Below are 12519 nucleotides of genomic sequence, written 5' to 3'. Positions count from 1 at the left end.
TCTAATTTGTTTTCTTTAGATTTGAATTGTTTGAACTATTATTTTGCAAATTTTGATTTACATTATCATCAATTTTATTGAACAATTTTTTAATTAAAAATTCATATAATCTCATTCTTTCTACAATTATTTCGCCCTTGAACTTATAACCAGCTTTTAGTGAAATTGACGATTTATACTCTTTTAGATTGGCTATACAATAAAAATTTTTATCAATATCTGATGGTGTAATATATTCTATATTACCTTTTATAGCACCAAATTTATAGTAATTATAGGCATCTATTTTTAAATTTACTTCTTGATTTTTCTTTATATAAGTTAAATCTTTTTCAGGTAAGGTAATCTTTGCGTAAAATTTTTCCTTAGAGGGAGCTAATATAGCCAAAAGCTCACCTTTATCAATAATTTGTATGTTCTGTTTAGCATTAAAAATATTTGATATAGTCCCATTAAATGGAGCAATTACAGTTAATTTATTTAATTCATCAAAAATAAACTCAATACTATATTCTTTATTTTTTATTTGTGTTTCTAGTTCTAAAATTTCTTTTTTATAATTTACTATGTCATTATCCAAACCTATTAGTGTTTGGTTAAGATCATTTTTCGTCTTACTAAAATTGTTAAATATATTTTGATAATCATAATTTTTTTGTTTGAAATTTGATTCAATTTCATCAATATTTTTTTTGTCGTCAATTTTTTTATTTTGTTGTTCCAGTAACTCATTTTTTGAAATAGCACCTTTCGCATAAAGTATGGAATCAGTTATGTGTCGGTTTTTAATAATTACTGACTGTTGAGTTGAAAGTTTTATTTTGTTATTCAAGTTTTTGATTTCTTGCTCAGCTTTTTGTTTGTCTATATTATGAATATTTCTTTGAATTGAAATTAACTTCAATACGGCATCTTTCTTTTGAATTGCATTATTGATTAGTAGATTAGTTACTTCAATTTTTTTACGCATTGACTCAAGATCAATAATTGCAATTTCATAATCTGTTTTAGTCTTTAAATTATTTAAAATGAATAATGTATCACCCTTTCTAACAGATTGACCTTCTTTTACAAAAACTTTTGATACCTTTCCTTCACTAGGAGTTTTAATTTTTAATTGAGGATTGTTTGAATAAATAACGCCTTCTTTAAATTCAACTGAATCATTTATTTTTAAAAAAAATAGCAATAAAAATAAAACGACAATAAACAAAATAAAAAAGCGGAATAAAATTTTTATGAATTTTATTTCGTGAGTCTTATAGAGTAACCCATCCTCTGAAAAATTTGTTTTTGTATAAAAAATGTTTTTAAATTTCAGTAAGCTCGCCATTTTTTAATTTATATTTTATATCAAAATTAATATTCGTTATAGGTTCATGAGATATTATGATAAAAGTTTTCTCTTTAGCTCCATCAATCCATTTCTCTACTTTAACTCTACTTTCGTTATCCATTCCAGATAATACTTCGTCGAGAATAATAATCTCGGAATTAGAAAAAAATGCCCTTAATAATAATATTTTTTTTCTTTGACCTGTAGACAAGTTTTTACCATTTTCATTAATTATATATTCAAGACCTTCATCTTTTGAAGCGACAAAATCATAAAAATCAATTTTTTTTGCATATTCTAAAATGCGTTTAGTAGGAATATCCCTCCCTAAACAAATATTTTCCATAATAGTATCATTGAAAAGTATGTCCTCATTTGATACCAGTAGAATTTTGTTTTTTATTTGTTCATTATCATAAAAACTTCTATTGTTTTCATTAATCAAAATTTTTCCAGTTATTGGGGTGTAGAGTGCAGTTAATATTTTACTTAAAGTAGATTTACCTGAACCATTGTTTCCCTCAATCTTTATTTTATTTCCTTTATGAATTATTAAATTGATGCCTTTAATTATTGGTTCGTTTGAAAAATATCCAAATGATAAGTTTTGAATTTCAAACTTATCAATAGTAAAATCTTTAATACCATTATCAACATTAGTAGTTTTAATTTCATCGAAGTCCAGGAATCTTTTTAAAATAACCTCATTTTCTTGTAACGTTAAATTCTCATCTAAAATACCTTTTAGAGAGCTAAATATTCTTCCAGATAATGATATAAATGTTACTATTTGACCCAAAGTAATTAATTGATTTACTATCGCATCATTAGTGATATAATATAAAATAACAATTGAGGATATGATAATTATAAGAGCTACAACTGCTTTATTTATTAAGTCAATATAACCGTTCTTAAGTTGTATTTTTAAGTACTCATTAATACTTTTTGAAATTTTGTTGGAATGGAAGAATTCTATTTTAAAAGATTTAATAACTTGAATTCCCTCAACTTTCTCAATCATTTTAGATAAAAACTCAGCTTTCTTTACATAACGTAATCTTTCATTTTGCTTCAGGGTAGGCGTAATGAATTTAAACCAACCATAAAATAAAATCATTACTCCAACGACAATAAATGTTAGTTTCCAATTGATATAAAATAAGATTGCTAATGAATAAATTGAAACAAAAACATCTATCAATACATTAGTAAAAAAGCGTAAAAAAAAAGTTTTTAATTTGATTGCGTCAGAAATACGCTCAACCAAATCTCCTTTTTTATAGCTATGAATATAAGGTAATGAAAAGGAATTAATTTTACTGTCAAAAGTATTTAAAAAATATTTGTCTAAAACGTTACCTAAATGAATACCAACAAATGATTTGTAGATAGATGTTCCGAGATCAAATAACTTATATATACCCAATCCAATAGCAAACATAGCAAGCATTCCTAAATTGTAGGAAGGTAAAATTTCATCAATCAGAATTTGGTTGGTAAATATTGCTAATTGAGTTGTACTAGCTGAAAAAAGTGCTGCAAAAATATAAATATACCAAAGTTGTTTATATTGCCCTAATTGCTTAAATAATTGCCAATACATACTTTTATTCTCATCTAAAGGAAAATCTACATTGTCTGCTTTTTGTTCCTTTTCTTTTATAGTTAGAATAAGAGGTGCTGTTATTTTTAATTTATCATTATTATATTTTAAGGTTTTGAAATGTTTAGGGATAATTCCAATCTCTTGATTATTTAATAAATCAATTAAAAAGTCTTTCTCTGCATCGAAGTTTTTGAAACCAAAATTTTCATTTAAATATGAAAAATATGTTAACTTATTAAATAATGAAGCACTATCATTTTTTTCTAATTCATTGTATATATTGATATTGTATTTTTCTAATTCATGAGAACATATAGCAATTATTTTTTCATCAGTATCTGCAAAACTCCATGAGGTTTTATTATAATGTGACTTCTTTTTTAACTCTTGAATTGATAAAAAATATTCACTTCCTTTACTGGGATCTAAAATTTTTAGTTTATTTTTCTTAACATCAGTTACAACAACATAATGTAATCCATTTCTGTTTTGGACTGGTAATATAAAAGGGAATAATTCTTTTAAAGATATTATATTTCCTTGGATGTAGTTGATATCCAATAATTTGTAATTGGCAATAAAATTATGTGTATTAAAAAAATCCTTTAAATCAGAAAGACGAGAGCCTTTCTCTTCTAAAGGAATCTTATTTTCAATATACTTGCGGTCAATAGTAGTGTTAAATATGTTAAAAACCGTTTTTACAGCACTTATTCCGCAATCATTTGATTTTAATTGGGTGTCGGTTTTATTCAACTGTGATTATTTTTTGATTGATTGTAAATATTCCAATATCTCTTTTTGTTCATATTTTTTTGCGTAATCTATTGCGGTTCTTCCCTCTCCATTCACTAAGAATATATCAACACCAGCTTCAACTAGTTTTTTTACAAAAATAATATTACCATATTTTACAGCATACATTAAAGGTGATTTATCTTCACAAATTTTATTAATATTTGCTTTCCTTTCTATTAAATAATCAAATAACTTATATTTTTCTAGTTTTATAGCAATAGAAAAAAGTGAATATGGTTTTTCCTTTAATTGGAAGCATTCATCTAAAGAATAATTTAGATTTTGGAGTTCTTTTGTTAACGCATCAATATTTTCTGTTTCAATACTTGTTTTTAAATTTTCATTAATTGTTTGAGAAAAACCATTAAATAGGGTAATTAGAAAAAAGGTTAAAAAAAAATGTTTCATGATTTCTATTTTATTATTTTTTAAATAAGAGCTCTTTTTTTCCATTAAATAACACTCGGTAAAAATGATTGTTCTCAATAAATAATCCCTCACAGGAAACTGCCATATTATCGTCATCATTTTTTCTAGGATCATCTTCTGACATTGCATCAATAGCAATGATTCTATTGTTAAATAAAGTTTTTACTTTATCAACTATTGTGTGTCCTACAACAATATGTTTAACTTGGTAAAAATTAAGAATTTTATCTAGTTCATTTTCTTTGATTTCTTTATAATACTCTTTGTAATCTCCAAAATAGCCGCGATACCACATAGGTCCTTTTCGATCAAAAATTAAGTTTGCCCTTGGATTAATAAAATTCAAATAATCTTTATTCTTTCCGATAAACTTTTGAGTTAGTTGATTAATTTCTTCTATTGAATAATTATCGTCTACTAATTCAGGGTTTAATCCTCCATGAGTAAACAAGATATCGTTTATTTTTATAATTGAATTTTTTGTTCTAATCCATTTTCCTAGTTCAGAATCTTCACTAAGTAAATCTTTATATGGAATTTTTAATTCATTTGCCATAGCAATATACTTGGGGTGTACGTACTTAACGTAACCTCTCAAATTCATTTCTTCATGATTACCAATTACAAAATGAACCTTGCCATTATTTTTCTCAGCTTCTTGTTCCAATTTGTAAATCAACCATAGGCATCCTGTTACATCATTACCTCGGTCAAAAAAATCTCCGTTTAAAACCAAATGTCCATCACCATAAATCCAATTATATTTATTATCTATAATTTTATTATTGATTAAAAATTTTGAAAACACTTCAAAATTTCCTTCTATATCTGAAATTGAAAAAATTTTGTTCGAATTAAAAGAGAATGATTCCTGTGGATACTCTTTTTTTAATCTCAGTTGAAAAACTTTATTTGATTGTGTTAATACTGAAATAGAATTATTATTTATAATTTCTTTAATTAATTTATTACTTTTTGAATTAGAAATATATGCTACTTTCTTGTCTTCAACATTAAAAACATAAGGTCCATCATTACTGAAATTATTCATCATTATTTTTTCACCCTTTATAATATTATAGTTTTCATCTACAATAGTTAAATTCTTAAAAAAGAAAAAAATTAGTAAAGCAGAAATTAATAAAGTTATAATAATTGTTAGTATTATTTTTTTCATTTTTATATTTTTAAAATATCTCGTTCTTTGTAATCTTGTTTTAATGTATTTATTAATAATTTTTTAATTTTAATGTTTTTTAGATTAATTATATTAATGTCATTTTCTGGATGATACTCCAATTTTTCATTAACAAGATTATTCCATGTATATGCTTTAAAGGGAATTTTACTGAACACAATGTAATAAAAAATTATTCCTATTTGATATATTTCTGATTTAAAATTTTTAGTATGGGTAAACTTTGATTTCCCTTCTACAACCAATCTCTCTGGTGGAATAAAAATATGAACTCCACCATTTTTTTCTTCACTTTGATTTCCATTTAATTCATGGGATAGACCAAAATCAATAAACTTTATCAAATTATTAGTACAAAATATGTTTCCAAAATGAATATCACCATGTATAATCTTTTTACAATGGATTAATTCGATTGCATTAATTATTTGATTTATAATTGAAATTTTACTCTTTTCCGTTAAATTATTATTTTTAACATATTCAAATAAATTATCGCCTTCAATGTATTCCAAAACGATATAATTTTTATCGTCGTTAATAACAAGTGAATATGCAGCGCATATCAGATTTGTATCAAACATGCTTAAGAGAGAATATTCATCTTTTAAAGAGTTTATATTTTTTTTATATTTCTTAAAAGATGTATGCTTATTTTTATTTAAATATTTAATTACAAATAAGTTATTGTTCTTTTCAACCAAATAAACATCCACATACTTGTTGTTAGATATCACATTAATTACTCTGAATGAATCAATAAAATCGTTTACCTCATAAAGTGGCTTAAAATCAATTGAAACTTCTTCCGTATTTTCAGGCACTAATATTCTGTTTTTTAAAGCATCATCAAAAAATGATTTAAGAATTTTTTCTAAATTTATTTTATCTTTAGAGTCATTAATTTTTAAAAAAGAAATGTAATCATCAAGAACTGTTTCAAAACTATTTGCAATCACGAATTTATTGAAAAACAAAAATAATTGTTCATTAATTAAAAACCTTTTCTCTTTTCGTAAATTAATAGTCATTAAATATTGGATATCAACATTTTTTTCTTTAGATAAAGTAATGAATTTTGATAAAATATATTTCATGAATAGTGACTTTAAAAAATTGTGGGGCTAATTTAAAACCCCACAATAAATTATAATTTAATTACTATACCTAGGTTTAAAAAACCTTTACCATTAGTTGTGTAAGTAATCCAATCATCTTCCCCAGAGCTTTGAGCTACACCATCTTTGGTTGTTGTAGCACCTGACAAAACCTCGTCAAATTTATTGATCTGAAGATCTTTTGCTAATTTTTCTAAAGTTACCATAGTCTTAATAATTTAATTATTCCCAAAGTAAAGCCATGTATTCAGTACCATCTGCTCGGACAACAGTCGTCCAAGTCAAACCACCACCAAACCAACCACCTCCAGAACTTTGAACTTTTCCGTCTTTAGTTGTAGTGTAACCCGCTAACACTTCATCAACTTGATTTAAATTTAAATCACTTGTTAATTTTTCTAATGTAATCATAATTAATAAAAATTAAATTTTAAACAATCTTGAAAATTTATATACCCCATTCAAGCCTATGTGGTTTTTAAAGTTTGATTATCCAATTACTGTACCAGTGTTTACCCCCTGTAGTTGTATAAGTAATCCAATCATTCTCTCCTGAGCTTTGTGCTACACCCCCTTTTGTTGTAGTAGCACCACAAAGAATTTCATCTACTTTTTCAAGTCTAAGTTCCTCAACTAATTTTTCTAATGTAACCATAATGTATGTATTTAAAATTAAACAATTATTTATAACTAATCTTTTTTATATCTTGAATTCAATTAATAAAAATTTAATATGCTATCAATTTTTTTACTTAAACTTTTATTAGCATAAAAAAATAAAAATCATAAGTTTTTATAAAATTAATTAACAAGAAAAATATTTAATACAATTTTAATATTAAAATATTTAATATCCAAATATAATTTAATATTTTTTGAAAAAATGAAGTGTTTTAAGATTACAAAATAATAACTTATTATCTTTCACTTTGTAGAGTGAACGCTATTGATGAAAAAATATTATTAGGACTTAAAAAGAAAATTGCTTTTGAAACTGGGCAAAGAATAAAAAATTTGAGAAAACAAAAAAAACTTTCTCAAACAGATTTAGCTATAATGGTAGGAATGGATAGACAATATTTGTATAAAATAGAAAGTGCAAAGGTAACACCAAATATTGGAACAATTACTTCAATAGCTTTTGCTTTGAATGTGTCTTTATCTGAATTATTTTATGAAATTAATTTTTAAATATAATATCTAATTAACAGGTGTTAAAAGTGAAAGAGGTTGAAATATTGGTAATTAATTGAAAATCATATAATTTGGGTTAAAAATTAATTATTTAAAAATTAAATTATTATAACAAATTCTTGAATAAAAAATGAAATTTGTATAGTTTCTAAATTGTCATTTAATTTTGTTGATTAATTAAGATCTTAAACAAGTGCAGATATATTCTTGTTTAAAAAACTTAACTTTTTGTTTTTCAGCAACAAAGGGTTCGATAGTGATATACAAGGGGGAGCTTTAAAAGCCTAACAGCAATGTTAGGCTTTTTTTATGTAAAAAAATCAAACCAAAAAAAGACTAGATGATTTCTCAAACTAGCCTTTTCTCTCACAAACAAACTATACCTCTTTACTGTTTTATTGCAGTAATAAATTCTTTAATCTTTTCTTTTGAAATTCCTTCTTTGGTGATGTGTTTTATAAATGCACTACCAATAATAGCTCCTCTACTAAACGCACTAACTGTATCAAAGGTGTTCTTATCGTGAACCCCAAAACCAATTAAACATGGGTTGTTTAATTGCATCATTTGAATTTTTTTAAAATAATCCGTCTGAGAATTTAAAGTTGCATTACTTCCTGTAATACTGTTTGAAGAAACTAAATAAATGAATCCGTTTGAATTGGAGTCAATTTCTTTAATTCGATCTGCAGAAGTTTCTGGTGTAATTAATAATATATTGGAAACCGAATTTTCTTCACAAATGGGTTTTAATTGGGTTTGATAATAAAACAATGGCATGTCTGGAATAATGATTCCATCAACTCCTACTTCAGCACATTTTCTTATAAAATTTTCTTCTCCAAATTGTATTACTGGATTCAAATAACCCATCAATACGATCGGAATTTGTGTTATACTTCGTAAAGCTTCCAACTGATAAAACAAATAAGCCAATGTCATGCCGTTTTCAATAGCTTTTCCACTACTTTCTTGTATTATTGGTCCATCTGCTAAAGGATCCGAATACGGGAAGCCTATTTCAATTACATCTACTTTACTTTCGTCCAAAGCTTCTATAATTTTTAAAGTATCATTCAAACTTGGATAACCAGCCGTAAAATAAATGGAAAGTAATTTATCGTTTTTTGTTTCAAATAAGTGTTTAATTCTATTGCTCATTGTTCATGTATTTTTGAATGGTTCCTAAATCTTTATCGCCTCTTCCAGACAAATTAACTACAACAACATCTTCTAAATTAAAAGTCATTTTTGACAAATAAGCCAAAGCATGAGCTGATTCTAAAGCTGGAATTATTCCTTCTTTTCGAGATAAATCTAAAGTTGCTTGAATGGCTTCTGCATCTGTAACACTAACCACAGTAGCCTTTTTAGTGTCATTTAAATACGAATGAATGGGTCCAATTCCTGGATAATCTAAACCTGCAGAAATAGAATGGGGCTCTACAATTTGACCGTCATTGGTTTGAATTAAATAGGTTTTACTTCCGTGAATGATTCCTTTTTTGCCTAAAGCAATAGTTGCTGCTGTTTTACCAGAATTAACTCCTTCACCACCAGCTTCAATGGCAATTAATTTTGTTTTTTTGTTATCAATAAAATGATAAAAAGCACCGATAGCATTACTTCCACCACCTAAGCAAGCTAAAACATAGTCTGGATTTTCATTGCCTGTTTGTTCTTTTAATTGCACTTTAATTTCTTGGCTAATTATAGATTGAAATTGAGCTACCAAATCAGGATAGGGATGAGGACCAACCACAGAACCAATAACATAATGCGTATCCACAGGATCTTTAATCCATGCTCTAATGGCTTCATTAGTTGCATCTTTTAATGTTTTGCTTCCACTTGTTGCAGGCTGAATTTTGGCTCCCATTAGCAACATTCTATCTACATTAGGCTTTTGACGTTGAATGTCGATTTCACCCATATAAATAGTACAATCTAAACCCAATAAAGCACATGCAGTTGCTGTAGCTACACCGTGTTGACCTGCTCCAGTTTCGGCAATAATGCGTTTTTTATTGAGTCGTTTGGCCAATAAAACTTGACCAATAGCATTGTTTATTTTATGAGCTCCTGTATGGTTTAAATCCTCTCTTTTTAAATAGATTTGAGCTCCAAATTGGGCTGAAAGATTTTTTGAAAAATATAGAGGTGTAGGTCTTCCCACATAATCTTTTAGTAAAGCTTGAAATTCATCTTGAAACTCTTTAGAATCAATGATCGATTGATACTTATTTTGCAATTCATTGACGTTATTATAGAGCATTTCTGGAACAAAAGCTCCACCAAATTCTCCATAAAATCCATTTTCATCAGGTTTAATTCTTGTTTTCATATCTGTAGAATTTATTCGTTAGCAGTCATATATGGTATCGCTTTTTTATTTATTGGTGTTTGTTTGCACAAACTTTTAGTTAATGGCGATTTCATAAGTAAATTTTTTCTATTATTTGAGCAACTTTTTCTTGATTTTTAGTGTAATCTTGATTTTCTAAAGCACTGTTACAGTCTAATCCAATAAATTGTAAATGCTGAAACTGTAGCGCATCGTCTATGTTTTGTAATCCAATGCCTCCACTTAAAAAAAAAGGAGTGTTTAGATGATAATTTTGTAAAATTTGCCAATTAAACGCTTTACCACTACCTCCATAATTAGGTGTTTTTGTATCAAATAAAAAATAATCACAATACTTTTGATACTCTTCCAAAATACTAAAGTGAAAAGCATCATCTACAGAAAAAGCTTTTATGATTTTAATGTTACTTTCATTTAATTTTTGACAGCATTGAACCGTTTCATTTCCATGCAATTGCACATAATCAAAAGCATAGTTTTGAACTATATTTTGAATGGTTTTAATGGTTTCATTGACAAAAACCGCTGTCTTATTAATTTCTTTTGGAAGAGAATTCAGTATTTCCTTTGAAAGTTTATCAGCCACAAAACGCTTCGATTTTGGATAAAAAATAAAGCCTAAAAAATCGGGTCGAAGGGTTGCAATTTCTTTTATATTTTCATCCTGAAACAAACCACAAATTTTTACTTTTTTCATACCAATTGATTTATAAAATCTTGACATTTTTGACCAGGATTTTTGTCTTTCATAAAATATTCACCCATTAAAAAACCTTGAAAACCATTTTGTTGTAATACTTTTACTGTTGCTACAGAGTCAATACCACTTTCAGCTATTTTTATACTTTCATTTGGTAATAATTGAGCTAATTTGATGCTGTTTTCAACATTAACTTCAAAGGAATTTAAGTTGCGGTTGTTTATGCCAATCAAATCAAAATCAAAGGCAGCGTACTGGATAATTTCTTGTTCATTTTGAGTTTCTAAAAAAACTTCCATTCCTAATTGATGTGCCGATTCGGTAAATTGAATTACTTCATTTTGCGTCAAAATTTTCGCAATCAACAAAACAACATCTGCACCCATTGCTTTAGATTGAAAAATTTGATACTCATCAACAATAAAATCTTTTCGCAACATTGGAATTGCATTGTTTTTCCTAGCCAAATTAAAATCTTCTTTATCAGCTCCAAAAAAAAATGAATCCGTTAAAACAGACAATCCAGAAACAGCTGCATTAACATATCCTTGAGTTACCTCAACAGCATTGGCTTGTAAATTAATGTTACCTTTTGCAGGAGATTTTCTTTTAAATTCGGCAATTATTCCACCTGTAACAGAACTTTCTATTACTTTTTTTAATGAATGAGTAGTTGAATTAAACAAAGGCATTTCTTCAAAATCTGAAATAGAATAAAGTTGTTTGAGTTGTTGCACTTCTTTTAATTTTTGTGTTTTTATAGTATCTAAAATGGTCATCTAATTTGTTTTAAAGTTTGTAAAGATTGCAATGCTTTTAAGTCAAATAAAGACTCTTTTGCCAATTCAAAAGCTTCATTAATTTCCAACTCTTGTTTATAGGTTTGAATAGCAATTGCGGCATTGATTAAAACCACATTGTTTTGAGTTGCAGTTCCTGATCCATTGATAATATTTGAGAAAATTTGCGAAGCTTCTTCAACCGTATTTCCACCAAAAAGTTGTTCTAAATTTGTTCTTGGCAATTGAAAAGAACTCGCATCAACAATAGTTTCACCTGAATTTTTAATGATTTTCGTTTTATCAGTTAAGGTAATTTCATCAAAACCATCTAATCCATAAATAATGCTATATTTGGATTGATCTTGTTGTAAAATATAATGGTACATTCGAGCCAATTCCAAACTAAAAACACCAGTCATTTGAATTTTAGGTTCAGCAGGATTTACTAAAGGACCAAGCATATTGAAAAACGTTTTTACACCTAATTCTTTTCTAATTGGACCCACATTTTTTAACGCTGGATGAAATAGAGGTGCGTGTAAAAAAGTAATATTTGCTTCCTTAATTTGAGTTTCAATAACTTGATTATCCGTAGGAAAAACAACCCCTAGATGTTCTAAAACATTAGAAGAACCTGAAATAGAAGAAACGCCATAATTGCCATGTTTTGCAACAGGAATTCCAGCACCAGCCACTACAAAAGAAGTTAAAGTTGAAATGTTAAACGTATTTTTTCCATCTCCACCTGTACCACAAACATCCATTGGATTGTAGGCTGATAAATCGACTTTATTGCAAAGCGAAATTAAAGCTTCTCTAAATCCGATTAGTTCTTCTAATGTAATGTTTCGCATGATGAAAGCCGTTAAAAAAGAAGCAATTTGCGTGGGTTGATGCTTTCCGGTAGCGATATCTTGAAGCACTTCTTTAGCATCTTCTTTCGAAAATGTTTTGTGTGCATATAAGTATTCTAATATATTTTTCATAGTG

At 26.9% G+C, this 12519-nt stretch carries 14 protein-coding genes; 1 reads left to right on the top strand and 13 read right to left on the bottom strand.

The genetic code is table 11. From position 1 onward, the window contains the following. Window position 1: 1 nt before the first annotated feature. The 8 genes from ACTF56_RS01275 to ACTF56_RS01240 all read right to left on the bottom strand — a co-directional run bounded on the left by ACTF56_RS01275 (window position 2) and on the right by ACTF56_RS01240 (window position 7143). Window positions 2–1213, bottom strand: coding sequence for an HlyD family secretion protein (locus ACTF56_RS01275; protein ID WP_438965091.1), 1212 nt, complete (start codon window positions 1211–1213; stop codon window positions 2–4). Between the two features lie 97 nt (window positions 1214–1310). Further along, window positions 1311–3701, bottom strand: a complete 2391-nt coding sequence (locus ACTF56_RS01270; RefSeq protein WP_438965090.1) for an ABC transporter transmembrane domain-containing protein — start codon at window positions 3699–3701, stop codon at window positions 1311–1313. 6 nt (window positions 3702–3707) lie between these two features. Beyond that, a complete protein-coding gene (locus ACTF56_RS01265; RefSeq protein WP_438965089.1) occupies window positions 3708–4151 on the bottom strand; it encodes an ankyrin repeat domain-containing protein in 444 nt (147 codons plus the stop codon). Between the two features lie 13 nt (window positions 4152–4164). After that, window positions 4165–5349 carry a metallophosphoesterase gene (locus ACTF56_RS01260; RefSeq protein ID WP_438965088.1) on the bottom strand — a complete coding sequence of 395 codons (1185 nt, stop codon included), beginning with the start codon at window positions 5347–5349 and terminating at the stop codon, window positions 4165–4167. Between the two features lie 2 nt (window positions 5350–5351). Next, window positions 5352–6467 (bottom strand): protein kinase family protein, encoded by a 1116-nt coding sequence (locus ACTF56_RS01255; RefSeq protein WP_438965087.1) that lies wholly within the window; start codon window positions 6465–6467, stop codon window positions 5352–5354. A gap of 50 nt (window positions 6468–6517) precedes the next feature. Continuing rightward, entirely contained in the window at window positions 6518–6694 is a 177-nt protein-coding gene (locus tag ACTF56_RS01250) for a hypothetical protein (RefSeq protein ID WP_438965086.1), read from the bottom strand. Between the two features lie 16 nt (window positions 6695–6710). Then, window positions 6711–6899, bottom strand: coding sequence for a hypothetical protein (locus ACTF56_RS01245; RefSeq protein ID WP_438965085.1), 189 nt, complete (start codon window positions 6897–6899; stop codon window positions 6711–6713). 67 nt (window positions 6900–6966) lie between these two features. Next, window positions 6967–7143, bottom strand: a complete 177-nt coding sequence (locus ACTF56_RS01240; protein ID WP_438965084.1) for a hypothetical protein — start codon at window positions 7141–7143, stop codon at window positions 6967–6969. A gap of 281 nt (window positions 7144–7424) precedes the next feature. On the opposite strand from ACTF56_RS01240, the gene ACTF56_RS01235 reads away from it, so the two are divergent. Then, on the top strand, window positions 7425–7679 hold the full coding sequence (locus ACTF56_RS01235) for a helix-turn-helix domain-containing protein (RefSeq protein WP_438965083.1): 255 nt from the start codon (window positions 7425–7427) through the stop codon (window positions 7677–7679). A 390-nt stretch (window positions 7680–8069) separates the two neighbouring features. Here the strand turns inward: ACTF56_RS01235 and trpA are convergent, their stop codons facing one another. From trpA to trpD, 5 genes are all read right to left on the bottom strand, one after another. Then, on the bottom strand, window positions 8070–8843 hold the full coding sequence (gene trpA, locus ACTF56_RS01230) for a tryptophan synthase subunit alpha (protein ID WP_438965082.1): 774 nt from the start codon (window positions 8841–8843) through the stop codon (window positions 8070–8072). After that, entirely contained in the window at window positions 8833–10026 is a 1194-nt protein-coding gene (gene trpB, locus ACTF56_RS01225) for a tryptophan synthase subunit beta (protein WP_438965081.1), read from the bottom strand. The genes trpA and trpB overlap by 11 nt, the downstream gene beginning before the upstream one ends. A gap of 91 nt (window positions 10027–10117) precedes the next feature. Further along, window positions 10118–10744, bottom strand: a complete 627-nt coding sequence (locus tag ACTF56_RS01220; protein WP_438965080.1) for a phosphoribosylanthranilate isomerase — start codon at window positions 10742–10744, stop codon at window positions 10118–10120. Then, window positions 10741–11526: an indole-3-glycerol phosphate synthase TrpC gene (locus ACTF56_RS01215; protein WP_438965079.1), complete on the bottom strand. Its 786-nt coding sequence runs from the start codon at window positions 11524–11526 to the stop codon at window positions 10741–10743. The genes ACTF56_RS01220 and ACTF56_RS01215 overlap by 4 nt, the downstream gene beginning before the upstream one ends. Next, window positions 11523–12515, bottom strand: a complete 993-nt coding sequence (trpD, locus tag ACTF56_RS01210; protein ID WP_438965078.1) for an anthranilate phosphoribosyltransferase — start codon at window positions 12513–12515, stop codon at window positions 11523–11525. Before trpD ends, ACTF56_RS01215 begins: the two co-directional genes overlap by 4 nt. Window positions 12516–12519 lie beyond the last annotated feature (4 nt).

The sequence above is a fragment of the Flavobacterium sp. genome (assembly GCF_965657075.1).
Taxonomy (GTDB): Bacteria; Bacteroidota; Bacteroidia; order Flavobacteriales; family Flavobacteriaceae; genus Flavobacterium.
Note: the sequence above shows the minus strand (reverse complement) of the source record. Positions and strands in the feature narration are given on the sequence as shown.

Excerpts from the sequence above, each read along its gene's own strand:
- trpA (WP_438965082.1), bottom strand. The coding sequence starts at position 8,843 with ATGAGCAATAGAATTAAACACTTATTTGAAACAAAAAACGATAAATTA.
- trpD (WP_438965078.1), bottom strand. The coding sequence starts at position 12,515 with ATGAAAAATATATTAGAATACTTATATGCACACAAAACATTTTCGAAA.
- ACTF56_RS01215 (WP_438965079.1), bottom strand. The coding sequence starts at position 11,526 with ATGACCATTTTAGATACTATAAAAACACAAAAATTAAAAGAAGTGCAA.
- ACTF56_RS01250 (WP_438965086.1), bottom strand. The coding sequence starts at position 6,694 with ATGGTAACTTTAGAAAAATTAGCAAAAGATCTTCAGATCAATAAATTT.
- ACTF56_RS01220 (WP_438965080.1), bottom strand. The coding sequence starts at position 10,744 with ATGAAAAAAGTAAAAATTTGTGGTTTGTTTCAGGATGAAAATATAAAA.
- ACTF56_RS01265 (WP_438965089.1), bottom strand. The coding sequence starts at position 4,151 with ATGAAACATTTTTTTTTAACCTTTTTTCTAATTACCCTATTTAATGGT.
- ACTF56_RS01245 (WP_438965085.1), bottom strand. The coding sequence starts at position 6,899 with ATGATTACATTAGAAAAATTAACAAGTGATTTAAATTTAAATCAAGTT.
- ACTF56_RS01260 (WP_438965088.1), bottom strand. The coding sequence starts at position 5,349 with ATGAAAAAAATAATACTAACAATTATTATAACTTTATTAATTTCTGCT.
- trpB (WP_438965081.1), bottom strand. The coding sequence starts at position 10,026 with ATGAAAACAAGAATTAAACCTGATGAAAATGGATTTTATGGAGAATTT.
- ACTF56_RS01240 (WP_438965084.1), bottom strand. The coding sequence starts at position 7,143 with ATGGTTACATTAGAAAAATTAGTTGAGGAACTTAGACTTGAAAAAGTA.
- ACTF56_RS01255 (WP_438965087.1), bottom strand. The coding sequence starts at position 6,467 with ATGAAATATATTTTATCAAAATTCATTACTTTATCTAAAGAAAAAAAT.